Annotated in this window: 23 protein-coding genes and 1 tRNA gene; 3 read left to right on the top strand and 21 right to left on the bottom strand. The window is 37.8% G+C overall.

The genetic code is table 11. The features are described from left to right. Window positions 1-75: 75 nt before the first annotated feature. Window positions 76-642, top strand: a complete 567-nt coding sequence (locus N0K73_RS06035) for a GNAT family N-acetyltransferase (RefSeq protein WP_181647371.1) — start codon at window positions 76-78, stop codon at window positions 640-642. A gap of 53 nt (window positions 643-695) precedes the next feature. On the opposite strand, the gene N0K73_RS06030 is transcribed toward N0K73_RS06035, so the two are convergent. Beyond that, window positions 696-1,754 (bottom strand): 3D domain-containing protein, encoded by a 1,059-nt coding sequence (locus tag N0K73_RS06030; RefSeq protein ID WP_225428602.1) that lies wholly within the window; start codon window positions 1,752-1,754, stop codon window positions 696-698. A gap of 239 nt (window positions 1,755-1,993) precedes the next feature. Here N0K73_RS06030 and N0K73_RS06025 point away from each other — a divergent pair, with 239 nt between their 5' ends. Continuing rightward, window positions 1,994-3,625 (top strand): ABC-F family ATP-binding cassette domain-containing protein, encoded by a 1,632-nt coding sequence (locus N0K73_RS06025; RefSeq protein ID WP_057973729.1) that lies wholly within the window; start codon window positions 1,994-1,996, stop codon window positions 3,623-3,625. Between the two features lie 60 nt (window positions 3,626-3,685). Here N0K73_RS06025 and smpB read toward each other — a convergent pair whose 3' ends face one another. The 11 genes from smpB to rpoN all read right to left on the bottom strand — a co-directional run bounded on the left by smpB (window position 3,686) and on the right by rpoN (window position 16,320). Beyond that, on the bottom strand, window positions 3,686-4,153 hold the full coding sequence (gene smpB / locus N0K73_RS06020) for an SsrA-binding protein SmpB (protein WP_057973728.1): 468 nt from the start codon (window positions 4,151-4,153) through the stop codon (window positions 3,686-3,688). A 17-nt stretch (window positions 4,154-4,170) separates the two neighbouring features. Continuing rightward, entirely contained in the window at window positions 4,171-6,525 is a 2,355-nt protein-coding gene (gene rnr, locus N0K73_RS06015) for a ribonuclease R (protein ID WP_112250322.1), read from the bottom strand. 117 nt (window positions 6,526-6,642) lie between these two features. Beyond that, window positions 6,643-6,882, bottom strand: coding sequence for a preprotein translocase subunit SecG (secG, locus tag N0K73_RS06010; protein ID WP_112250333.1), 240 nt, complete (start codon window positions 6,880-6,882; stop codon window positions 6,643-6,645). 87 nt (window positions 6,883-6,969) lie between these two features. Then, a complete protein-coding gene (locus N0K73_RS06005) occupies window positions 6,970-8,517 on the bottom strand; it encodes a ClC family H(+)/Cl(-) exchange transporter (RefSeq protein ID WP_112250335.1) in 1,548 nt (515 codons plus the stop codon). Window positions 8,518-8,619: 102 nt separating this feature from the next. After that, window positions 8,620-8,940 (bottom strand): bacteriocin immunity family protein, encoded by a 321-nt coding sequence (locus N0K73_RS06000; protein ID WP_225416487.1) that lies wholly within the window; start codon window positions 8,938-8,940, stop codon window positions 8,620-8,622. A gap of 155 nt (window positions 8,941-9,095) precedes the next feature. Continuing rightward, complete coding sequence (gene eno / locus N0K73_RS05995; protein WP_057973724.1) at window positions 9,096-10,424, bottom strand: phosphopyruvate hydratase; 1,329 nt, start codon at window positions 10,422-10,424, stop codon at window positions 9,096-9,098. 111 nt (window positions 10,425-10,535) lie between these two features. Beyond that, window positions 10,536-11,291, bottom strand: coding sequence for a triose-phosphate isomerase (gene tpiA / locus N0K73_RS05990; RefSeq protein ID WP_112250337.1), 756 nt, complete (start codon window positions 11,289-11,291; stop codon window positions 10,536-10,538). Between the two features lie 54 nt (window positions 11,292-11,345). Further along, window positions 11,346-12,536 carry a phosphoglycerate kinase gene (locus N0K73_RS05985; RefSeq protein WP_112250339.1) on the bottom strand — a complete coding sequence of 397 codons (1,191 nt, stop codon included), beginning with the start codon at window positions 12,534-12,536 and terminating at the stop codon, window positions 11,346-11,348. 104 nt (window positions 12,537-12,640) lie between these two features. Next, window positions 12,641-13,660, bottom strand: a complete 1,020-nt coding sequence (gene gap, locus N0K73_RS05980; protein WP_112250341.1) for a type I glyceraldehyde-3-phosphate dehydrogenase — start codon at window positions 13,658-13,660, stop codon at window positions 12,641-12,643. A 61-nt stretch (window positions 13,661-13,721) separates the two neighbouring features. After that, window positions 13,722-14,753 (bottom strand): sugar-binding transcriptional regulator, encoded by a 1,032-nt coding sequence (locus tag N0K73_RS05975; protein WP_112250343.1) that lies wholly within the window; start codon window positions 14,751-14,753, stop codon window positions 13,722-13,724. A gap of 229 nt (window positions 14,754-14,982) precedes the next feature. After that, window positions 14,983-16,320, bottom strand: a complete 1,338-nt coding sequence (gene rpoN / locus N0K73_RS05970) for an RNA polymerase factor sigma-54 (RefSeq protein WP_112250345.1) — start codon at window positions 16,318-16,320, stop codon at window positions 14,983-14,985. A 68-nt stretch (window positions 16,321-16,388) separates the two neighbouring features. Here rpoN and N0K73_RS05965 point away from each other — a divergent pair. Further along, a tRNA-Arg gene (locus N0K73_RS05965) sits at window positions 16,389-16,460 on the top strand. Between the two features lie 257 nt (window positions 16,461-16,717). On the opposite strand, the gene N0K73_RS05960 is transcribed toward N0K73_RS05965, so the two are convergent. From N0K73_RS05960 to N0K73_RS05920, 9 genes are all read right to left on the bottom strand, one after another. Then, a complete protein-coding gene (locus N0K73_RS05960) occupies window positions 16,718-17,041 on the bottom strand; it encodes an EF2685/EF0750 family sortase-dependent surface protein (RefSeq protein WP_181647373.1) in 324 nt (107 codons plus the stop codon). 22 nt (window positions 17,042-17,063) lie between these two features. Next, window positions 17,064-18,155 (bottom strand): WxLIP family cell surface protein, encoded by a 1,092-nt coding sequence (locus N0K73_RS05955; protein WP_112250349.1) that lies wholly within the window; start codon window positions 18,153-18,155, stop codon window positions 17,064-17,066. 31 nt (window positions 18,156-18,186) lie between these two features. After that, window positions 18,187-18,972, bottom strand: coding sequence for a WxL domain-containing protein (locus N0K73_RS05950; protein WP_112250351.1), 786 nt, complete (start codon window positions 18,970-18,972; stop codon window positions 18,187-18,189). Window positions 18,973-18,998: 26 nt separating this feature from the next. Beyond that, entirely contained in the window at window positions 18,999-19,589 is a 591-nt protein-coding gene (locus N0K73_RS05945; protein ID WP_112250353.1) for a WxL domain-containing protein, read from the bottom strand. 42 nt (window positions 19,590-19,631) lie between these two features. Continuing rightward, window positions 19,632-20,393: a WxL domain-containing protein gene (locus N0K73_RS05940; RefSeq protein ID WP_284068361.1), complete on the bottom strand. Its 762-nt coding sequence runs from the start codon at window positions 20,391-20,393 to the stop codon at window positions 19,632-19,634. A 57-nt stretch (window positions 20,394-20,450) separates the two neighbouring features. Beyond that, window positions 20,451-21,203, bottom strand: coding sequence for a WxL domain-containing protein (locus N0K73_RS05935; protein WP_112250357.1), 753 nt, complete (start codon window positions 21,201-21,203; stop codon window positions 20,451-20,453). A gap of 47 nt (window positions 21,204-21,250) precedes the next feature. Continuing rightward, entirely contained in the window at window positions 21,251-22,018 is a 768-nt protein-coding gene (locus tag N0K73_RS05930; protein WP_284068360.1) for a WxL domain-containing protein, read from the bottom strand. A gap of 26 nt (window positions 22,019-22,044) precedes the next feature. After that, on the bottom strand, window positions 22,045-22,758 hold the full coding sequence (locus N0K73_RS05925) for a WxL domain-containing protein (RefSeq protein WP_181647375.1): 714 nt from the start codon (window positions 22,756-22,758) through the stop codon (window positions 22,045-22,047). An 80-nt stretch (window positions 22,759-22,838) separates the two neighbouring features. Next, complete coding sequence (locus N0K73_RS05920) at window positions 22,839-25,481, bottom strand: hypothetical protein (protein WP_146744979.1); 2,643 nt, start codon at window positions 25,479-25,481, stop codon at window positions 22,839-22,841. Between the last annotated feature and the right edge of the window lie 638 nt (window positions 25,482-26,119).

Here is a 26,119-nt window from a genome sequence, read left to right as displayed (position 1 = left end):
AGCGTGCAATTGGGTTGTTTTGACAATTATTTCTATACCCTATACACTAGACTTATTCAGGAAAGGATGGTTTTTATGATTATTAGAAGAGCAACAAAAGAAGATGCACATGAGGTCGTTCCTTTAGTGAACATTATCTTAGAAGATATGGAAATCCCTATTCTTAAAGAGATTCCATTGCCTGACCTCTTCAAGGTATTGGAACTTGCATTTGAAACAGAAGATTACCGTTATAGTTATGGTCGCGTTCAAATTGCGGATATCGACGGTAAGGTTGCCGGAGTCGCCTTCGGTTACCCAGATGAAGATGAAGGCCACATTGATCACGCGATGAGCCAATTCTTCCCACAAATTGGTTTGCCTGAATCAACTGAGTTTTTCCCAGAATCAGAAGTTTTACCAGATGAATGGTATCTCGATACACTTGCTGTTTCACCTGACTTCCAAGGCCAAGGAATTGGGACAACTCTTTTAGAGTCGTTACCAGAAGTTGCCCGTGCCGCTGGAAAGAATAAAATTGGTTTAAACGTCGATGTAGGAAACCCTAAAGCTGAAAAATTATACACTAAAATGGGCTTTAAAACTGTTGGCAACACGGTTATTAGCGGTCATGACTACCACCATATGCAAAAAGATATTTAATTAAAAAATGGCCACCTAAAATTTAAATTTTAGGTGGCCATTTTCGTTATATTTTAGTCTAAAACTTTAACAGTTACTGTTTTTCTACCCCATGCAAAACATCTCTCATTCGACAAGAAATGAACATCAATTCGATTTCCTTTAATAGCAGTTCCAGTATCGCCGGCAACCGCTACGCCGTAACCAGATACCCAAACAACAGTTCCTAATGGAATAACTGTTGGATCCACAGCAATTTGCTGCGGATTACTTAATAAGCTCAAACCGTATGAACCATGAGTTCCCATACCTGGTGCATTAGTTGAATAAGCCGTTGCTTCCATTTGCAAGGTTTTCTTAGTTGTTTTACCAGAAGTATCATTACTTGCTTTTTGATCAGTTGACTCTATATTTTTCGTTGCCTTAGCATCAGCTTTCTTTTCTTCAGCTGCTGCTTTGGCGTCTTCCTTCGCCTTTTTTTCTCTTGCTTCTTTTGATAATTCTTCATCTTTTGCTTTTTTTACTTTATCAAGTTCGCTTTTAGCATCACCTAAGGTTCCTTTTAAAGCGACCAATTGTTTGTCCATTTTTTCCGTTTCTTGTTTAGCTTCAGCTTGCTTAGACTTCAATGCTTTTTGTTCAACTTCTAACTTAGCCTTGGCTTCTTGCATGTCTTTAATATTAGCCGTGACATCTTGCATCGTTTTATTATCCGCAGATTGTAAAACTGAAACGGCATAAACACGGTTAATAAAATCACCCGCATTTTTTGCTTCAAGGACGGCTGTTACCATTTTACTGCTTGAATCATTAACTTGTAGACTTCTTAATCTATCTTTGGCATTTTCAATTCGTGTATCTAATTGTGCCTGTTGGTCTTCAATTGATTTATCTTGTGAACCAATCTTATCTTCTTTATCAGAAACTTCTTGATTTAATTTATCAACTTTCGCGTACTCATCATTAATACTAGTCAACGATTTTGCAATATCTGAATTTGCAGTCGTTACTTTTTCTTGCGCAGCAGATTCTTGCTTCTTCAAGTCACTGATAGATGTTGCGCTAACAGAAACTGAGTTACCTAGAAGTCCAATCGCAATTACTCCGAGTCCAATAATATTTCTAATTTTCAAAATAATGCTCCTTTTTTATAAATACCTTAGTTACCTTATCCACAGAGTATAACGAACTGACAAGTCAGGCATGTGTCAGTCGTATTACAAAACATCACTCATGTTACAACTCTGTGACTAATCCGCTATCATTTTCAGAAATAAACGCTTTATTAACACGCATTTTCAAAACCGTTTCATTTTAGGCTCAAAATATGCTATGATATGTAGATTATACAAACGAATAGTGAGGGTATTAAATGATAACTGTAAGTAATGTAAGTTTAAGTTTTTCAGACCGTAAATTATACGATGACGTCAATTTAAAATTCACGCCTGGTAATTGTTACGGACTAATCGGTGCTAATGGCGCTGGTAAATCAACATTTTTAAAGATTTTATCTGGTGAAATCACACCAAGCACGGGTAATATTTCATTGGATCCCAATGAACGTATGACAATGCTTCAACAAAATCATTATGGTTTTGAAGAATATACTGTTCTTGAAACTGTCATCATGGGTTATAAAGAACTTTATGCCATTATGAAAGCAAAAGACGCTATCTATGCAAAAGCCGATTTTTCTGACGAAGATGGTATCAAAGTTGCCGAATTAGAATCTGACTTTGCCGAAATGAATGGTTGGGAAGCTGAATCAGAAGCTTCAATGCTGTTACAAGGCTTAGGCTTTGGCGAAGATATGCAAGATAAAAAGATGAGCGAATTAACAGAAAGTCAAAAAGTTAAAATCTTGCTTGCACAAGCACTTTTTGGTAATCCTGATGTTCTGCTACTCGATGAACCTACTAATGGGTTAGATATCAAATCAATTAACTGGTTGGAAGATTTCTTAATTAACTTTTCAAATACCGTTATTGTGGTTTCCCATGATAGACATTTCTTGAATAATGTCTGCACACATATGTGTGATGTTGATTTTGGTAAAATCAAATTATTCGTTGGTAATTATGACTTCTGGATGGAATCAAGTGCATTGGCTTCAAAACTTGCAAATGATTCTAACGAAAAGAAAGAAGCTAAGATCAAAGAATTGCAAGAATTCGTTGCACGATTCAGTGCCAACGCTTCTAAATCTAAACAAGCAACATCACGTAAGAAGATGCTTGAAAAAATTACGCTTGATGATATTCAACCTTCATCACGTCGCTACCCATTTATCAACTTTGAAATTGATCGCGAAATCGGTAACGATTTATTATCAGTTAGTGGCATTTCAAAAACAATTGATGGCGTCAAAGTTCTTGATAATATCTCATTTAGCTTAGGTAAAGACGATAAAACGGCCTTTACAAGTGAAACAGATATTGCCGTTACAACCTTAATCAGAATTCTTTCTGGTGAACTAGAACCTGATACAGGTACTGTTCAATGGGGTGTAACAACCTCTCAAGCTTACCTTGCCAAAGATAATAATGACCAATTTGCTGATGAACATTTAACAATCATCGACTGGTTGCGTCAATTTGCTTCTAAAGCAGAAAGCGACAATACTTTCTTACGAGGATTCTTAGGTCGTATGTTATTCTCTGGCGAAGAAGTCGACAAAGAAGTTGGCGTCTTATCCGGTGGTGAAAAAGTTCGTTGTATGTTATCAAAAATGATGTTAACAAGAAATAACGTTCTTTTACTTGATGATCCTACTAACCATTTAGATTTGGAATCAATCACTTCATTGAATGAAGGTCTTTCAAATTATAAGAGTGCGTTATTATTCGGTTCTCATGATCGTGAATTTATTCAAACGATTGCTAACCGTATCATTGAAGTAACACCAAACGGTCTTGTTGATCGTGCGGACACAACTTATGATGAATTCTTGGAAAATAAAGATGTTCAAGATCAAATTGCTGGTCTTTACAAACAAGCTTAAATTAAAGTTAAACAAAAAAGGAAGTACCCAATGTTGAAATTGGGTACTTCCTTTTTTTGTTTAGTAATTTTTAAGAACGCGTTGAATTTGACGTTCTTGATCACGACGTTTAATTGTTTCGCGTTTATCGTAATCGTTCTTACCTTTTGCAACACCTATTAACACCTTAGCAAACCCATTTTTAATGTAGACCTTCAAAGGGACAATTGTGACACCCTTATTCTTAGTTGCTTCATCAAATTGAGCAATTTGCTTCTTATGCAATAGCAGCTTACGATTTCGAAGTGGATCATGATTGAACTGATTACCTTGATCATATGTTGAAATATGAACATTCATCAACCAAGCTTCGCCATTTCTAATTTGCGCAAATCCATCTTTTAAATTAATACGGCTATCTCTAACAGATTTAATTTCGGTTCCCGTTAAAACGACACCGGCCTCAACCGTATTATCGATGTTATAACTATGTCTGGCTTTTTTATTCTGAGCTAAGGGTTTATCAAAAGATGACTTTTCTTTTCGCAATCTTAATCCCCCCGATATTATTTTTGACGTGTATTATTTTTTCTTGGTGCGTTATTTTTGTTAGCTGATTTGTAGAATGGTTTCTTACCGTTACTGCTACTTCCAGTAGCTGGTTTACCATTACGGTTATAAGGTTTCTTATCTCCAGGACGACCATTACTTGGGCGTTTGAAGGTACCACCCTTACCTCTTAAATCAGAAGTAGGTGTGTTTTGTGGATTAACGATTTCAAAATCAATCGCACTTTGTTCAATATCAACTTTAGCGACTTTCACTTCGATTGGTTGACCAATTCTGAAAGTTCTCTTCGTTCGCTTACCTACTAATGCCATATGCATGTCTAGATATTCATAGTAATCATCTTTCATATTACTAATGTGTACAAGACCTTCAACAGTATTTGGTAATGAAACGAAGACACCAAATTTCATAACTGAACTGACAACACCTTCAAAGGTTTCACCAACGTGATCAGCCATATATTCAGCTTTTTTCATTGCATCAGTGTCACGTTCAGCGTCGATTGCACGGCGTTCCATTTGTGACGCATGTGTTGTAATTTCAGGTAATTGTTCAGCATATTTCTCTTTTTGAGTATCCCCAACACCATTTTCTTCATAGAAACGAATTAAACGGTGAACCATTAAATCAGGGTAACGTCTAATTGGTGATGTGAAATGAGTGTAATCAGTGGCAGCCAAACCGAAATGACCCAATGATTCGTCCGTATATTTAGCTTGTTGCATGCTTCTTAATAACATAACGGAAACCATTGATTCTTCAGGTTTACCAGCAACTTCTTTTAAAACGCCTTGTAACATTTTAGGCGTAACATTCTTGCTATCACCCTTAACCACGATACCAAAACTTGTCAATGTTTCAAAGAAACGCATTACCTTTTCATTTTTAGGCGTTTCATGGATACGGTAAACAAAAGGTACTTTTAATTTATCGTAATGTGCTGCAACTGTTTCGTTAGCAGCCAACATGAATGACTCAACCATACGTTCACTAGTACCACGCGTTCTAATTTGGATATCAATTGGATGTCCAGATTCGTCAACAATGATTTTAGATTCATTATCATCAAAACTGATAGCACCACGTTTTTTACGCATTTTTTCAAGAATTTTGTGTAACTCACCCATTGTTTCAAACATGGGAACTAATTCTTCATATTTAGCTTTTGTTTTTTCATCATTTGATTCAAGAATCTTGTTAATTGCTTTATACGTCATACGTTCTGTTGTTTTAATCACACTTTGGAAAATCTTGTGGCTAACCACATAACCTTCTGGCGTAATTTCCATTTCACAACTCATAGCAAGACGTTCAACTTTTGGATTCAGTGAACAAATACCATTTGATAATTTGTGTGGCAACATTGGAATAACGCGGTCAGTTAAATAAACACTTGTACCACGTTCGTAAGCTTCACGATCAAGTGGTGTGCCCGGTTGAACATAATGTGAAACATCAGCAATATGAACACCTAAATGGTAGTTTCCATTGTCTAATTTCCAAGCAGTAACAGCATCATCTAAATCTTTAGAATCAATACTATCAATTGTAACCAATTTTTGATCAGTTAAATCAACACGACCAATTTTTTCTTCTGGTAAAACAACTTCTGGTGTTGCTTCAGCTTGTGCCATAACATCTTCAGGAAATTCGCTAGGAATATCATGTTGATAGACTACTTGTAAAATATCCATACCTGGATCGTCTTTATTACCCACAACTTCTTTAACCAATGTTTCGATAACTAATGGTTTTTCACTCGTTGGGTAGGCCGTAATATCCGCTGTAACAACTTCACCGGCAACTGGATGTAACCCAACTCCTGTAACTAATAAGTTGTAACGTTGGAGTTTTTTGTTTTTAACCACTAAATGGCCAATTGTACCTTGGTTTTCAAGGTCAGATGGTTCAACTTCGAATTCACCAACAATTGAGGTCACATTATGTTCAACAATTTTGTTAACTTTACCTTCTGGTCCACGTTCGTCCCCAGGTTTAGCTGGACTTGTGATTTCAATTTCAACGCTATCACCATTCAAAGCTGACATTGTTTGCGTTGGATTAACGAAAACATCAGGTTGTTCAGGATCAATTGTTACGAAACCAAAACCACGATCATTTGCATGGAAAATTCCTACTAATTGTGGTGTTTGAAGCGCAATTTGGAATTTACCTTCTGAGGTAATTTTCACTTCACGTTTACGTTCCATTTCAGCAAGTGTTTTAACGAGTTCCTTGAATGAGTCTTGTCCCTCTAACTTAAGGGCAGTCGTCAATTCTTCAACACTAAATGATTCATTTTCTTTAATTTTTAATTCTTTTAATATAAGTTCTTGCATCTTTTTATCCATGTATACCTCATTTTCATTTCCTTATTGGAATTACTATCATTTTATTATTTACTTGTTTTTAATTCTAAAGAAAAGCCTCCTGCTGCAACAACTATTTGCACAAGAGGCTTTTGTTAATTATTTTGAGGCTAAATATACAAGACCTAATGCTAGACCGAAAAATAAAATGCCTAAAACAAAGGTTACTTTTTGCATAAATGCTTCGAATCCACGCGGTTTTTGTTTACTAAATAAATCGTCAGCACCGCCACCAGATAAGGCACCTGATGCGTTATTTGTTTTTGCAGGTTGCATCATAACAGCGATAATCATTAAAACTGAAACGATGACAATTGAAATTGTTAGTATGTTAGTCAAATCATTTACCTCCTTACCCCAATTGGATAATCTATATCTATACTAATTTAGCACAGATTGCATTAATTTTCCACCGTTATTATTTTATTAAAGCGATTCAAATCCGGATAAATCGTCCATTTCCGTCCGAAGATTTGCTCTATTTTGATGTTCAGTTAGAAGAACTAGTGTGTCCCCTGCTTTCAAAATAGTTTCACCATGCGGAATTAATTGTTTCTCACCACGTCTCACCGTAATTAGTAAGCTATTTTCAGGCCAATCTAATTCTAAAACTTTTTTATTTTCCAATTTTGATCCAGCGAAAATGGGCGTTTCAAGGCGGTCTTTTTTACCACCTAAATCGATCTCATTTTGCCCAATTAATTTCTTAAGTAACGAATCGTAAATTGGCGCGCCACCTAAAACATCCACGACCACAAAGGAAACTAACGAAATAATTGCTAGCGGCATTAAATGGTGCAAACTTCCTACCATTTCCGTGATTAATAAGATTGCCGTAAAAGGTGCCTTACCGATTCCCGCAAAATATCCAGCCATCCCAAATATAATAAAATCGGTTAAGTATTTAGCTGGTAAGATCCCCAATGCCGTCATGCTTGTCGCATAAGTAGCACCAATAATCGCACCCAACGTTAGAATAGGCAGAAAAATACCACCCGGTAACCCTGACCCATAGGATATCATTGAAAAGATAAATCTTAAAAGAAAGAGTCCTAATAAGACTGTTAAGGCCTTATTGTCAACCAAACTTAAAATTATTGTATTACCGCCGCCCAAGGTTTGAGGTAAATAAAGTCCGATTGGAATCACCAAGATAAACGGCACGATTGAACGATAAAAAACAGGAATCCTATGTAAGATATTATATAAATCGGTCGCACGCAGTAACATGACCTGGTATAGATAGCCTAGAAGTCCCAAAACAAGGCCGAGAACAATCAAATGGCCATATTGCGATAAGGCTAAGGTTTGAATGTTAATCATTTGTAATGCAGGTTTTAGCCCGAAAAAATGTAACGAAATATAATTAGCTGAAATTGAACTTGCTAAAGCCGTCGTCCAAATTAAAGGAGAAAAATTATGGTAGACTTCCTCTAAAATAAATAAGGTACTTGCAATTGGCGCATTAAAAGCTGCGGATAAACCGGCAGCGCCACCACCAGCAATTAAGATTCGGCGTTCTGATTCCGTATGTTTGGTCATCTCGGCGAACCCTTGACCAACGGCAGCACCTAACTGAATAGATGGACCTTCTCGACCAAGAAACAAACCGGAACCAATCCCTAGCGCACCACCAATGAACTTGCGCCATAGAACAGACCACCAGTGCATTTCTAGATTTCCCGCAAGTTGACCTTCTACTTGTGGAATGCCAGATCCCATAATATTAGGTTCATGCTTCATCAATGTTCCAATCCCTAGTGCCATGAGAAAACTCAGAAGAACCATCGGTATCAAAAGCCACATATTTTGATTAATCAGATGATAAAAATAAATAAATAATTTAAAAATATAAATAATTGCTAGTCGAAATAAACTGACAACGACTCCTGTAATTAACCCAATCGCCAATCCCCTTAAAATAAAAATAAGATTAGTTAGATTTAAACGTTCCCTAATGCCCGATTTAACCATGAATTCACAATACCTCTTCTTTATGTTTCTCGTTTTTATACAATCCCATTAGCCACAAAAGGAACTACCCTACTCAGATAGTTCCTTTAAAAACCGATACCTTTAGCCATGATACATGAAACTCATTGCGATTAATCCCCAACCCAAGTTCTTTTTAAACATCCCGGTTGTCGATATTTCCATATAGAGTTTACCCACACCGCTACTTAATTTTTCTTTATGTTTTAAACGAACCATCGCAAGCCGCCGCAACTGGCTAGCTAAATCAATTTCGGCCCTTTCGAAATCCCCGTTTTTTGCAACTTTATTTTTAAATTCAATTAATAATGCACGTTCTTCATTCGCCGTTTCTTCATTTAAGATTAAATCGTACACTTCTGAGGTTAATGTTTCTTCTGCTCTAATACGGTCTGCCTTTTTCATCCACCGACACATCCTTAATCGTAGTTTAGATGTCAGATATCTAATCAATAAATTATACATCTATAAATATTTACATACAACGTCTCCAAACAAAAAGGGTCCACCTAATCAAATAGGTGGACCCTTTTAATCACTAACGCTTAATTCATAAAGAATTATTTGTTGATGATTGTGTCGCGAGCATCTGAACTCAAGTTGTAGAATGAGTGGATACCTTTGTATTCTGCTGTTTCTTCTAAGTTATCTTCAATTCTCATTAATTGGTTATACTTAGCGATACGATCAACACGGCTCAATGAACCAGTCTTGATTTGGCCAGCATTAGTTGCAACAACTAAGTCAGCGATAGTTGTATCTTCAGTTTCACCTGAACGATGAGAAACGATAGCTGTGTAACCAGCTTCTTTAGCCATTTCGATAGCTTCCATTGTTTCTGTAAGCGTACCAATTTGGTTAACTTTGATAAGGATTGAGTTTGAAACGCCCATTTCGATACCTTTTTTAAGGTAGTCAGTGTTTGTAACAAATAAATCATCCCCAACTAATTGAACTTTAGCGCCCAATTTAGCTGTCATCATCTTCCAGCCTTCCCAATCGTTTTCATCCAAGCCATCTTCAATTGAGATAACTGGGTATTTGTCAACGATTGCTTCAAGGAATGCTACCATTTCTTCTGAAGTGTAATCTTTACCATTTTCGCCTTCATATTGTAATCTATATTTGCCAGTTTCAGCATTGTAGAATTCTGATGAAGCAGCATCAAATGCGATAGCAATATCTTTACCAGGTTTGTAACCGGCACGTTCGATTGCTTCGATTAAGATTTCAAATGGTTCTTCGTTGTTTTTAAGATCAGGAGCGAAACCACCCTCATCACCAACAGCAGTAGAGTAGCCTTTTTCAGCTAAAATCTTTTGTAAGTTATGGAATGTTTCTGAACCCATACGTACAGCTTCTTTGATAGAAGGTGCGCCAACAGGCATGATCATGAATTCTTGGAAATCAACACTGTTGTTAGCATGTGATCCACCATTGATAACGTTCATCATAGGAGTTGGAAGGACATGTGCGTTAAATCCGCCTAAGTAACTGTATAAAGGAACTTCTAATTCATCAGCAGCAGCACGAGCAGCAGCAATTGAAACACCTAAAATAGCGTTAGCGCCCAATTTACCTTTGTTTGGTGTACCATCTAATGCGATCATAGCTTTATCAATACCAACTTGATCAGTAACATCAAATCCAACAATTTCTTTAACGATAATGTTGTTTACGTTGTCAACAGCTTTAGTAACACCTAAGCCCATGTAACGAGATTTGTCGCCATCACGTAATTCAACAGCTTCATGTTCACCTGTTGAAGCACCTGAAGGAACAATTCCGCGGCCCATTGCGCCGTCTTCTGTGTAAACTTCAACTTCAACAGTTGGGTTACCGCGTGAATCTAGAACTTCGCGTGCATAAATATCTGTAATCATTGACATAAATTTGTACTCTCCTTTAAAAACGTTTTTTGGCTTGGGATTTAACACCCTTACCTTCATTTTAATAGTTTACTCGTTCATTTTCAATCTTTTTAACAAGTTAAAACCGAATTATGCTTTGAAGTTTACAAGGTCTAAGTATGAAGCAGGTTCCATACTTGCGCCACCAACTAAACCACCATCAATATCGTCTTTACCCATTAATTCTACGACGTTACCAGGTTTAACTGAACCACCGTATTGGATACGAACTTTATCAGCAACTGTTTGGTCGTACAATTTAGCAACTGTTCTACGAACAACAGCACAGATTTCTTGTGCTTGGTCAGAAGTAGCTGTTTCACCAGTACCGATAGCCCAGATTGGTTCGTATGCAATAACAGCAAGACTAACTTGTTCAACAGATAAGCCTCTTAATGCAGCAGAAACTTGTCCTTCAACCCATGATTCTGCTTCGCCAGCTTGACGTTGTGCTAACGTTTCGCCACAGCAGATAATAGGAACCATGCCGTTGTTGAAAACAGCATGTGCTTTTTTGTTGATATCATCATCAGTTTCGCCGAAGTATTCGCGACGTTCTGAATGACCAATAACAACGTAATCAACACCCATTTCAGAAAGAACTTTTGGTGAAGTTTCGCCAGTAAATGCGCCTTCGTTTTCGAAGTATGCATTTTCAGCAGCAACTTTTAAGTCAGTTCCTTTAGCAGCGTCAAGTAATGCTTGTAAATCTACTGCAGGAGCAGCAATAACAGATTCAACATCCTTGAAACTTGGTAATTTACCTTTAAGACCTGCTACAAATTCAGCAGTTTCTTTAGGGTTTTTGTTCATTTTCCAGTTACCAGCAATAATTGGTTTACGCAAAATAATAACTTCCTTTCGTTAATAGACAGTTTCCTACAATGATTTAATTAAAAATTATTTTGTTGTAATAGCAGCGATACCTGGTAAAGTTTTACCTTCAAGGTATTCAAGTGAAGCGCCACCACCAGTAGAAATATGAGTTAATTGATCAGCAACACCTAATTGTTGAACAGCAGCAGTAGAATCACCACCACCAACAATTGTTGTAGCGTCTGATAAAGTACCCAAGAATTTACCGATTTCAAGTGTTCCGTTAGCATAGTTGCTCATTTCGAAAACACCCATTGGTCCGTTCCATACAACTGTTTTAGCATCTTTTAAAACATCTTTAAATTCTGCAACAGATTTAGGTCCGATATCTAAAGCCATGTAACCGTCAGGAATGTCACCATCAACAGTTTTGTGTTCAACATCGTTATCAAATTTTTCAGCAATGATTGAGTCAACTGGTAAAACTAATTTGTCGCCAGCTTCTTCAATGATTTGTTTTGCTAAATCAATTTTGTCAGTTTCAACTAATGATGAACCAATCTTCATACCTTTAGCAGCGTAGAAAGTATAAGTCATACCACCACCAACGATAACTTTGTCAGCTTTTTTAAGTAAATGAGAAATAACACCAATCTTATCTGAAACTTTTGCGCCACCTAAGATAGCAACAAATGGACGTTTAGGTTCGTCAACAGCTTCGCCTAAGAATTTGATTTCTTTTTCCATTAAGAATCCAGCAGCAGCTTGTTCCATGTTGCTTGAGATTCCAACGTTAGAAGCATGTGCACGATGAGCTGTACCGAAAGCATCATTGACGAATAAATCGCCAAGTGAAGCCCAGTATTTACCTAATTCAGGATCGTTCTTGCTTTCTTTTTTACCATCTAAATCTTCAAAACGTGTGTTTTCCATTACTAAAACATCGCCGTCTTTCATTGCTGCAATTGCGTCTTCTAATTGAGGACCACGTGTAGCAGGAACAAAAGTAACAGGTTTGTTTAATAAGTTAGATAAACGTTCTGCGATTGGACGTAATGATAAATCTTTTTTGTCATCTTCAGTTTTGATACGGCCAAGATGAGAAAGAAGAATAGCTTTTCCGCCATTTTCAGTTACGTATTTGATTGTTGGTAATGCAGCAACGATACGGTTATCGTTACCAATCACACCATTTTTGATAGGAACATTAAAATCAACACGAATTAAAACTTTTTTGTCAGTTACATCTAAATCTGAAACGATTAATTTAGCCATTGAAATAGCCTCCTGTGTAATTTTGATTAAATAAAAAGGCAGAGGGAGTATTGCCTCCCTCCGCCTAAGCATAGTTACTATGCGGTTAAAAAAGTTTAACTAGATTATGCTTCTAAGCTAGCAAATTTTTCTAATGTACGAATCATTTGTGCTGTAAAGCCAGATTCGTTATCGTACCAAGCAACAGTTTTAACCAATTGGTTAGAACCAGTACCAGTTACTTCTGTTTGTGTAGGATCAAAGATTGAACCGTAAGTTGAACCAATGATATCTGAAGAAACGATTTCATCAGCATTGTAACCGAATGATTCGTTGTTTTCAGTTCTTGCTTTGATAGCAGCATTTACTTGGTCAACAGTAAGATCACTAGAATCTAAAACTGTAACCAATTCTGTTAATGAACCAGTAATAACTGGAACACGTTGTGCATGGCCATTCAATTTACCAACAAGATCAGGGATTACCATACCGATAGCTTTAGCAGCACCAGTAGAATGAGGAATTGTGTTACCAGCAGCAGCACGTGCAGCACGAACATTTCCACCACGATCAGGACCATCTTGTAATTTTTGTGTAGCTGTGTATGCATGAACTGTTGTCATTGTACCAACTTGGATACCAAAGGCATCGTTTACAGCGCCAGCAAGTGGTGCTAAACAGTTAGTAGTACATGAACCAGCAGAAGCAATCTTAGTATCTGCAGTTAAAACGTCTTCGTTTACACCGTAAACGATAGTAGGCATTTTACCAGCAGGAGCTGAGATTAATACACGTTTTGCGCCAGCTTTAATATGAGCTGAAGCTTTTTCTTCTGATGCGTAAAAACCAGTTGATTCTAATACGATATCAACATTATCGTTTTTAACCCAAGGAATATTTGATGCATCTGCTTCTGCATATACAGGAATTTCCTTACCGTTAACAACAATACCATTATCTGTTGCGCTAACTTCTGCGTCGAAGTTACCATGGGCTGTATCATATTTTAATAAATGAGCCAACATTGATGGAGAAGTTAAATCGTTGATTGCTACAACTTCGATGTTATCTGAAACTTCAGCAATACGACGGAAAGCTAAACGACCAATACGACCAAAACCGTTAATACCAACTTTTACTGACATACTTAAATTTCCTCCTTTAGGAAAATGAAGATTTATTTATTTTAAAAAGCGTGTTTACACACTACTTTTTTAAAATCGAGTTTGCAGCACCCTCATCCGTGATCAACCACGTCTGTTTAGGTGCAAGTTGTTTCATGTACGCCACAATTGCTTCGGCTTTTGAATGACCACCAGCAACTGCCACAATACATTTTATATGCGTGAGATCCTCTATTTGTAAACCGATACGAGGAATCTTATAAACGACCTTGCCTTGAGCATCAAAGAAATACCCGAATGCCTCACCTACGGCTTTGTCATCTTTCAACATGCTTATTATACCACTAGACATGTCTCGACGCTTAGCCATATGCATTGCTTCTCCAATACTGTGGATAACAGCATTGCTTTCCTTGATTAAGCTCAAAACTTCTTGAATACTCGGCTCTTCAAGAAGAGGTTCGTACGTTCTCTCACTTAATTGTTCGGGTACATACAGGGCTCTGTGATTCCCTCCTGTTTGTAATGCCATTTTACCACTAATTGAGTTGGCTTGTATATCAACTGACTCGCCGACACCACCTCTGGCTGGTAGAAAAGTTAAATCGCGTTTGATGGAGAGGCGTGTTGTTAATTGATCTGCCACTTGGGCCATCGTTGTCCCACCCATTACTGCAATTAAATTTTTACCTTCAGGCAACAAGAGCGCTAACTTTGCAGATACACTCTTACCCATTGCGTCTAAAACTTTAGGTTGTTCATCAGAATCCCCTGATACAATCAAACAATTCTCGATGCCTAAAATTCGACTAAGTTCTTGTTCATCTTGTCGAACACCAACCAAATTATCCACTACTTTTTCAAGGCCGTGTAGAACTGATATGCCTTGATCCGTTAACATCATTCCTGATGTACCGACAACGATAAGTTCCTGCTTTCGCAAAAAATCCGTCTCGGTTCTCATAACGCGTTCGCTAAGATTTAAGGTTGTTGCCAACGTTCTTCGACCAACGGGCATCATCCACTCTACCTGTCTTAAAACAAAATACCGCTGTTTTAAAACTTTAATCATGTCTGGTGCAATCGCGTCAATCCATTCTAATTCTTGATGCATCTTGCACCTGCTCTCTTGTGGGGCATAAAATGTCCCGCAGTGTCGCATTATGACCCATCAATCTCAAAAAAACAAAGCACGATAACATTCTGCGTTAATCAAAGTGTCTTCATACCTTTATTACAAGACAAATTATAGCAGTTTATTTTATGCTTTGCAAGCACTTCAACCGACTATCTACTTTGTTAGCAATTGCCGTTTGATATGCCAGATAAGGGTCATAATGTTCCTAATCCTTGTAGCGTTTTCTCGCCGATGATGATGGAACGTTCATGTTTTCACGATATTTCGCAACTGTCCGTCTCGAAATATCGATGTTTTGTTTCATTAATTGTAAAACTATTTTTTGATCCGATAAAGGTTTCATCTTATCTTCAGCATCAATCAATTCTTGCATCGTTAACATAATCGCTTTTGATGATAATGCCTCAGCGTTTTTCTTGTTTTTATTTGCGACTTGTCCAAAGAATGATTTTAATTCATAAACACCCGACTCGGTCTCAATGTATTTATCATTAACCGTTCGGCTAATGGTTGATTCATGAACATCCAAGGCAGCCGCGACTTCTCTTAAAAGTAGTGGTTTAATTGGTTTCGTCTTATCAGAAAAAAAAGCAGCCTGATATTTCAGAATATATTGACCAACTTTTAAAATCGTATCCCCACGTTGTCTTAATCCATTGACTAACCATTCATATTCGCGCTTTTTATCAGCCAAATACTTAGTTACCTCCGGATCATTACCTTTTGACATATCATCAAAATATTTTTGTTGAAAAACAATTTCGGGCTGTGCCCCGCGAACCTTAAATAAGGTTAGTTCATCATTAATATTTTTTAAAACGAGATCCGGATATATTTTACCAATTCTAGGTGTTCCAAAGCCAGCACCCGGATTAGGTGATAATGTTCTAACAAAATCAGATATTTCTTGAATATCAGAAATGTTAACGCCATATTCACGTGCGATATGCTGCCACTTACGATCAACAAAGTCATCAAAGTTATCCTTAATAACAACGTAGGCCAACTCAGGCGCTGAACTGTCCAAATCAATCTGCAACATAATATTTTCTTGTAAGTTTCGAGCACCAACGCCAGGCGGATCAAGACGCTGAATCAACGTTAACGCATCCAATAACATAATTGGTGGAATTCCCGATTCTTCCGCTAAATCGTCCAAGTTAGCACTAAAATAACCCGTTTGTTCAACATAGTCAACAAGGTAAAGAACAACTTTTCTCAGTGGCGTTTGACGCATCGTTAAGTAGATTTGATCTAACAGGTAATCTAATAATGATTGTGCTTCATCAGAGCTAACTGAGTTCATGTAATCATTGTCGCCATCTGTCGTTAAAGAGACCTTATATTGCGACTCCCCGGCTTGGATAATTTGGTTATCGTCAACTGTTTCAATTAAAGGGTTTTCCATGACTTTATCGTTAATGAACTGTTGTAAATCTTCTATATTATATTGCAACATTTTAATTGACTGTTGTAATTCTGGCGTCATTGCCAATTTCTGGATTTGTGATTGTTGCTGTTTAAACTTCTGTTCAAATGCCATTTTATTCTCAACCTCCACTTTCGCTGCTTGTTTTTCTCGCCTAATTCAGATAAACTATTAGATGTACTGCGCCGTTGGTGTAATGGATAGCACGTAAGATTCCGGTTCTTGAGCTGAGGGTTCGACTCCCTCATGGCGCATCATAATTGACATTAATCAACCCACGTCCATCGTGAGTTGATTTTTTATTTAAAATAAGCCATCGCGATGATATGTAGTTCATCCTCTATTCCTTATTATATAGTAATTGCATGCGTTTACACAACAAATTGAATACGAAACAATTATTTATATATCACAGCCTACTAAAATAACGAATTGTACGATTTTTAAAACAAAAAAATGGTCTTCCTCGTATTTCTACGAAGAAGACCATTTTGATTTAACCAGAACTCACTTATTTTGAACGTTCGCGTTTGAACCACATACCTGATCCCATGACTGCTAACAGAATTAAGCCTATCACTGATAAACCTGATTCTTTTACGTCATTGGTTTGAGGCAATCGAGATTGTGATGTTACGTTATTATTCGAAACAGGCGTTTTACCATCTGTCGGTGTTGTTGGGTTGGTTGTTCCCGGCCCTGGCATGCTACCGACAAACTCAATCCCAACTTCACTCGTGTAACTAGCCGCTTTTACGGGTTGACCGAATGTACTAAAACCGACAGATAACCCTAAAAGACTAACTATTAGAGCACTCATTAGTTTTTTTCTCATATCAATACCTCGTCTGTTTTGACTACTTATCTTCTTTGTCATCTGTTTGCATTTCTGCCATAATCTGACGTTTTGCTTCTTCGATGGCATCTTCTTTATCTTTTTTGTTGCGACGACGTGCTAGGAACCAAATGATGAATAACACCAGGAGGATCAATAGGACCCCTGCCAAGATATACCACATCGTGTAGTCATGTTCCAAGTTAACCGCTTTTTTGTTTAATTTATCTGCCGCTGCACCATCAATTGTGAAGTTTTCGTTCCATTTCCACTTATTCGCACCGGAAGTTGCCGTCATTTCTAAACGGTATTTACCGGGGGCAAAGGGTTGGTTATTCCAAAAAATACCATAATTGAAGTTCGTGTTAGGCGCCAGCGTCATGTTTGAAGTGGTTGAGGCAAAGAGCACCTTACTACCATTTCTCGAATAAACTTTACCATCAACTTTTAAGTTACGGATTGGTGTCATTGTTGGGTTTTGTAAATTTACTTTTAACGTATTACGAAAGTTAACTGATCCAGGTTCAATGCCTAGCAGCTTCATATCGGGTTTAACAACACTTTCTGTTTCAGTTAAGGTCGTCCCGATGACGAAGGCGTAACGGTTTTTAATCTGAACGTTACTTTTCGATTTTGATTCGCTATCTTTATCGATTTTTTCGTAAAAGTACAACCCACCATCAATTTCACCATCATATTGCTTGGCTGGCATTGTGATATGGAAAGTATGAACGACACTCTTCTTTGCGGGTACCGTCACTTCCACATCCGATTTAACAATCGAAGAAAGCGGATTAGTCATTGTCTTATCCAGCTTAGGTTTCACCTGACTATATTCAACTACCCCGTTATCGTTGGTCATTGCTGAATTCGCTTCAGCCATAACAACAACGTCCTTGCTAGTTGCATTTTTTAATGTGACAGTAATATCCTGTTTTTGATTAGGTTTCATCTTCAAATTAAAAAATGTTTGACGTTTATCAATTTGATTTTTCGGAATATTTGCGGTTACCGCAAAGTTCATTTCAGCAGCTTGTGCTCGTTGAACGTGCCCTCCACCAAATAAGACCAACCCTGTCACAAATGCCATAATGATTCCAACTGTTTTTTTCAATGTAAAAATCCTCTTTCCTCTCAATTTGCCTCTATGGGGCAGCAATCAATGTCCATGTAAATATTGATGTGTACGTTTCGCCTGCTACTTTTTCAGAAAAACCAGGTACCGTTAGTTTTACAGATTCGTTACCTTTAGAATCTGAACTAAGAGGCGACATGTTACCCATCGCTAACGTCCATGTTCCCGCAGGATTATCCGAAAGTCCATCGGTTTGAACAACTGTAGCATCACGATTAGTACCCAATAGCTTTGTCCTATTAGGAGAAATATTTGACCCTGCAATTGTATTATGACCTTCTATATTATCCAATAATAATGAGGCACCTTTAAGTACACCACCGTTCGCGCTGGTAAATGGAGTATTACGAACGTCTAATTGCCAGTTACCAGACGTATTATTGGTTATCTGCGCGTAATTGGGCACATCACGATAGCTTCCTATACCAGTCGTTACCCAGCCACCCGTAACTGGATCTCGGTGCCCAGACAAATCGGCCACTTTATCAAAGGTAGCAAAATAAGTCTCGGTGGTTCCTGAAATCTCGTGTGAACCGAAATGTAAGTCAGATATATAATCCATTCTCACATCACCAGTGGTTGGTGACGTACCCGGGTTTAGAGGTTGTACCGGTTTTGATGGATCTAACGGATCAACTGGACCAGACTTTTCAAGTAGCGTTAGATTTGTGTCCGTTGTGGCTGATTTACCATCCGTCGCAACTGACGCCGCATTAGCTACTGAATTTCCCATTATTGAAACCGCAAAAAGGGGGACAATGGCTAATGCTAGTCGAATATTCTTATTTAAGCGCATTGTGTTCACCTGTCCCTTTCTGCATTTTATAATGCTGCGTCTTTTAAAGTCCACGTAATTGTTGATTCATATTTTTCTTTTAATTTAGTAGCAGTACCAGGAACTTCTAATGAAGCTTTAGTAACAGCCAAATTATTAACTCCCATACCTGTATTAATTTTTGCGTCCATTACTGGAACGGCCGTCCCAGATCCATCTAGCGCTACGGTAGCTGCAGGTGTAGGAGCATATGTCGTGCCGTTAAGGTTCGTAGCAGCACCATTTGTTAATGTTAATTTAGCACCATTTAGTTTAGCACCTGTCGTTGTTAGTCCCGTAAATTCCGTGTTAGAAACGCTTAAATTCCAACCCACATTTGAGCCACGGTTATCATCCACTTGAATACCATCAACCGTTGATTGATCATAAGTTGCTGTTGTCCCGCTAATTTCTTGATCCCCAAAATCGACGCTTGGTGCTTTAACTAAATCAAGAGCTCCACCATTAACTGTGCTTTCTGTAAAGTTAACATCGCCCTTTGTTTCCTTTGTAACATCGGCAGCATGAACTGCTGGTGCGACTGTTGAGAATAATGTTACGGCCAAAAGTGCCGTTGTTGCGATTGCTGTTTTTTTCATTGTTATTTCCCCTTTTCTTTTAAACCTAATTTGAAATCTCGATTAGATGCCTGCGTCAGTCAAGGTCCATGTTAAGTCAGTTTTATAAGTGGCATTAGCCGTTTTAGCTGCCTTACCTGGAACTTCTAATGAAATTGCTTCCTTTGAGGTATCCGTTGCTGATCCATCTGTATATTTACCAAATGAATCAGTCCAAGTACCCATACCTTGACCTTTACCGGCTTCAACAACCTGAACGTCTTGACCAATAGTTGGTGTAATAACGCCACTATTTAAGGCAGTTGGTGTTGTTGTTGTGTCCATGTTACTAGAATTAAACACTTGTCCTGACATTTTTAATGCCGCACCTTCTAAATCAGCAGTTCCGTTATTAAATTGTTTATTTTGAGTTACTGAAAGTTTCCAGCCGATATTGGTACCACGGTTATCAGTTACCTGTAGGTAGTTAGCACGTTTAATTTCTTTACCATCTTTATCTTTTAATACAGTTGGGTTAGCATAGTAAGTTTCCGTATTACCAGAAATTTTATGATCTAATCCAAAATCAAGATTAGAAATGTAATCGATTGATAAAGGACCAGCTGTTCCGGGACCTGGATTGTCTGGATCAGTTGGGTCTACAGGGTCAACTGGATTTGTTGGGTCAACTGGATCCGTTGGATCTGTTGGGTCAACACTATCCACGAAACCTACTTGACCTTTTTCAGTATAAGTTTGTGTATTATCCGCACTTACTGATGGTGCTGCTACTAAACCTAATGTTGTTAAAACAATTGCACTTGTTACAATTTTAGTCGTTTTCATTTTAATTTCCCCTTTTGGTTATCCCCGAGTTATTTTACTTTAAAAATTGATTTAATTTTATAAACCAACGTCAGATAATGTCCATGTTAAATCTGTCGTGTATGAAGCAACATTTTTTGCTGAGTTACCAGGCACTTCTAATGAAACTGCTTTTGAAGCCGTGTCTTTAGCAGCGTCAGTATCATAAACACCAAATGCATCTGTCCAAGTACCCATACCTTGATTTTTACCAGCCGTTAATACTTTAATATCATCTCCCGGTGTCATGGTCATAGTTGCATTGTCAATGGCCGGAATGTTTGAAGGATTATTTAAGTCCATATTTTTAGAATTTAACGTTTGATTCGTCATTTGTAACTTAGCGCCGTCTAAATCAGCCTTACCATCATTAAACTGTGCACCCTGTTTAACTGTGAGATACCAACCAATATTTGAACCACGTTTATCTGTCACTTGTAAATAGTTAGCACGTTGTACCTCTTTACCGTCTTTATCCGTAGCTTTAATAGGTTTAGCGTAGTAAGTTGTATCATCACCAGATATTTTATTATCTGATCCAAAATCAAAGTTAGACACGTAATCAATTGATAAAGGACCTGCTGTACCGGGAGTACCAGGATCCGTTGGATCAACGGGATTCGTTGGGTCTGTTGGATCAATTGGTTTTGTTGGGTCTTTATCCTCAATAAATCCAATTTTACCCGTTGATGTAATTGTCTCTGTATGATCTGCTGCATGTACAGCTGGTGCTGCAGCTAAACCTAATGTCGATAAAACAATTGCGCTTGTTAGAATTTTAGTTGTTTTCATTTTAATTTCCCCTTTTTAGTTAATAACCGTCTTTTATTGTTTAAATCTTATAGTCCAGAATCTGTTAATGTCCATGTAATATCTGATACATATTTTTCTGCTACTTTTTTGCTATCACCAGGGACAGCTAATTGAACAGATTTTTTAGCTTTTTCTGCGTCTTTAGTTGCATTACCAAATGCTTCAGCCCAAGTACCAGAACCTTCCCCATCTTTAGCTTGCATAACTAATTTATCACCTGAACCTGCAGCAATATCAACGCTACTTGTTACTGTTGATGGCGCTGGTTTTGCTGCATTGTTATCACCATTACGTGTTTCAGGGTTTGACAATGTAATTGTTGTCCCATCTAACGTTTTATTCGTTATCTCACTTGTGAACGCCTTTGATTGTTGAACTGAAAGTTTCCAACCCGAAACTGTTCCACGGTTATCTGACACTTGCAAGAAGTTAGCAACATCTTTTTTAGTGCCGGCAACGGGATCAACCGTTGTCACCGTAACCAATTCAGAATTGTAAACTTCATTGTTACCAGACATTTTTTGTTTACCAAAGTTAAAGTTAGACACATAATCAATTGATAAAGGTCCACCCGTACCAGGATTTACTGGATTTGTTGGATCCGTTGGATCAACAGTACCAGGATCAGTTGGATCAATAACACCAGGTCCCGTTGAACCGTCATTTTTTTCCATTTCAATTTTACCGTGTGATGTATAAGCCTGTGTTTCTGCTGCATGTGCAGTTGTTACGACAGCCCCAGCCATCCCTGCTCCAAGTAATGCACCTAATAATAATTTGTTAGTGTTTTTCATTATATATACCCCCGTATATGTTTTATTTATAAATTAGTATCCGTCAAAGTCCAAGTTAATTCAGACTTATAGGCACCTGCGACTTTTTTTGATTCAGCTGGAACAAACAACGAAATACTTTGTTTAGCTGATGTATTATCTTTACCAAAACGTTCTGTCCACGTTCCAACACCATTATCAGTCTTAGCCGTCATAACGGAAACCGCCTGTCCATCAGGTTTAATTTCCGCCTTACTGGCCGGCGTTGGTTGATGTGCATTGGTCCCACTCATAGTCCCATTCATTAAAGCGATAACAGTTCCATCTAATTGGTTCTTACCATTCATAAATGGTTGAGCCTGTGCAACTGTCATTTTCCAACCGGCATTTGATCCCCGATTATCTGTAACCTGAACGTAATTCGGATAGTCGCCTACCTTGCCGTTCTTATCAACTAACTGGTCAAGCTGTGCGTAATAAACACTATCTTTACCTGAAATCTGTTGCTGACTAAATTGTATATTTGATACGTAATCAATTGATAAAGGTCCCTGTGTCCCCGGGTTAACGGGTTTGACAGGCTTCAATGGATCTGTTGGGTCCGTTGGATTAACTGGCGGTGTAACGTCAGTATTTTCCACAAAATCAACGGTTGCTTGCGATTGGTAGCTTACCGTATTAGCCGAAACCTGTAGTGCAGTGAACCCGATGGGCACTACGCAACCTAAAAGAATCCCCATAATCATATTTCTTTTCAACATCGTATCCCCTCCCCTCATGAGATTTTGGTGTTTTTATAATATTAGCAAAATGCTAATGATTAACGTTTGTTAAGCAAGGTTTATGGCGCGTCTGTCAGCGTCCATGTTATTTCCCCTGCATATTTTCCTGCTTTAAGTGAGGTATTGTTACCATTAAGGTTCGCAATAATCCCCTGTTTGGCATCCCAAGTGACATCTTGAGTGGGTGCCGTCTTACCAGATCCAACAACGACACTTCCACTATCTAAATCCGTGGCAACATTATTAGTATCAATATATTTCAGAACGCCCTTTAAGCTGTTAGACCCATTCGTTAAAGGCTTCGAAACCTTTGCCGTTAAATTCCAACCTTGCTGACCAGCATTAGCAATCGATACCTTAGCCTTATTGTTATCTTGACGTTGCAGGTTAAAGTTTTCTGTACTATAAGGTAACATCACCCCGGATGTTGCCCCGTAGCTTATCGCATCAGGTGCAGAAGTGATTTTTAAGTCACCACCTGTAACGGTAATGTCTATTGTAATTTCTTTACCAGCTGCATTCGTAATTGTTGCTTTGTAAGTACCAGCGGGTGAAGTCGCTAATAATGTTGTCGATTTAACACTAACTGCAGAATTAGCACCAGTCTCAAGTATCCAACCTTTAGCTTCACTCTTTGATATAATCAGCGCCTTCAACTCAACATCAGATAATTTGGCAATATCCGTCGTTTTTGTGTCGAATTTATGCGCATAAACTGCAGAATCTTTATCAGTTACCGTATCGCTATCCGTGACATTAACTGGTATCGCAATCTTAGCAACTTTATTAGGGCTAACAACTGTATCTGTTAAAAGCATATCTTGGACGTAGTGTCCCACTTTTCCAGTATTAACTGGATTTTTTGACGGATTTGATGTATCGATTTTTAACGTATGTCCGATAGTGTTCAAAATCTTAATATCACTAATTAAATCTTTTTCAACCGTCGAAACAGTTCCACCGACTTTAATATTCTGTGTGATTGGTGTTGCACCTAAAGTAATTAAGTTAACGGTTACTTTCACAGCAGGATCTTGTTCATGCTTCTTGTCATCAATTGCTGTAACGGTTAATTCATTTAAACCTGGTTTTAACTTCGTAGAATCAATATTCGCAGAATAAGGGATTGACGTATTGGGTGTCACCGTATCATATGCATTCTCCGTTGTCGCTGAAGTTGATTTATCCGGGTACGTAATTTTTATACGTCCCTTAGTACTATCCTTATCTTTAACAGTTCCGGTAATCTTAAGCCCGGTAACTAAATCCGCGTACGCATTAATTGTTGAAGGTGTCGCCGTTGCGACAGGCGCCTCCCCGGGTTGAACTTCGTTATAAGTCAGGTAAGAACCATTTACCAGAGCTTCACCCGGAGCCAACGTTTTTGGACTGGCTTTGATTACAAAACCACTATCAGTTTCATCAATGGTTCCCGAAAGTTTATCACCGGGCTTCAAAATATTATAAATCCCAATATTACCCGCATCACCAGTCGGATCATTGGCGGGATTGGCTAGAGTTCCTTCCATTCCTGTTCCAGTTACGCCACCCTTAAAGTAGCTTCCTATATCCTCAGGAGAATATATTCTGTTTGATACACCTTTTTTTGTATTAATATTTCCGGCTGTATAATTTGTCCAGCCTCCCATCCTGTTGCCATCAGGATCATTTAATCTATAGTTCAGCGTATGTTTACCACCTACCATCTTAAATCCGGCATTTGCTCCTAAACTCATTACTGGAACAGCATCAGTATCAACAAACGTATCGGCAGCTTCGACAGCCCCAATATCTCTAGCAGTCGTATCATTATTCGTAATGCTGAAATAACTAGAAATCCCACCATCAGTATCGTAAATTTCTATAAAAGTATAGCTTAGTTTATACGTTGGATCGTACATTGTTGCTTTAAATCCAGTATGACCCGTATTTTTATAAAGTTTGTAATCAATTATCTTCCCCATTTTTACTGCACTCTCGATTGTATAAACATCTTTAGCATCACTAGCCACAAACCCATAACCACGATCATCCGGAATCACACCGTTAATTATAATTCCATATGATTTTTTGGGATTTGGGCTTTTAAATGTCTTTTCAGGAAGTCCAACATAAGACCAGCTAGATGCATTTGAGCTACCGCTGTAATCTTTATTATTAGTTAACGCACTCGGTTGAAATGGCTGTAGCCCCTTCCCATCGGTGCTATTATCATTACCAAAGTATAAAACAGGTTCATCAGTCAACCCTTGTTGTCCCGATGGCGAAACATATTCTTTTGCCGAGGTAGCCGAATAATCCTTTGCTTCCCATGTTTCACCAGTGGGGTCAGCCCCAGCCCCCTCTACATAACCAGCGGTAGGAACCGCCACTTTAGTTTTATCTTTGCCTGTTACCGCTTTTTCAACTTTAGTTGTTGAAGATTTTTCCTTTGTTTCATCTTTTACAACTGGAATATTTTTATCTTCCGTAACAGAAGTTTCTTCTTTTACTTTTTGAGCGTCAGCATTAGCTGTAATTTTCTCAAACCCGCTTTTTGGATCATTAGCTAACTGACTTGATTCTTGCGTAGAGACCGTTGAGTCATCACGACTTACCGCATTGACGACAGTTCCAGCGGGTACCATACCTGCTAGAATAATCCCCGTCATTAATACAGTTGAAACCCATCTTTTTTTATTACTGTTGTTCCCTTTCATCATTTAGCCCCCCTAAATTGTTACACTACATTCTTAACTTTATTATCATATGTTTGATTCATTAAACATTGCCGAAAATGAAGTTATATTTACTTAACCCCATTGTCCCCTCCAATATTTTACTCACCAACTTAGTCCTATATTCGTCTGACAAATTTTAACCATTCACAGTATACACAAAATCTGGTTTAATGCGACACCTATTTTTTTTATTTTTTCGATATTATTGATAATATGCCAGTAATCGTTTTCATTTCATATAATATTAATTTATTTATTCGGGTTAAAAGCAGATATATCAACGTTTAAATCGCATTTACAATTTCCGTGCCAGCTACGTCAACAATATATCTTAAATATATTTTAAAAACTTTTTTATCATAATCCCCTCATATTGTTAACGGGATTGACTATCAGAATAAAAAAACGTGTTTTTAAGTTATTCCACCTTACTCGTTCGCCTGTTTTAATCATCATTTTTCCATAACTGAGAGATGAATGAGCCGCTTTGAACCAACCTATTATTTTGTAAAACCTCACTTATGTGATCAGATTTTAATGTCCAATCCATTGTTATATCTCAATTTTGTAAATAAAGTCTGTTGGTAATCACCATAAACTTCTGCATATCCGTCGAAGGT

This window comes from Dellaglioa algida (assembly GCF_030127605.1).
Classification (GTDB): domain Bacteria; phylum Bacillota; class Bacilli; order Lactobacillales; family Lactobacillaceae; genus Dellaglioa; species Dellaglioa algida.
Note: the sequence above shows the minus strand (reverse complement) of the source record. Positions and strands in the feature narration are given on the sequence as shown.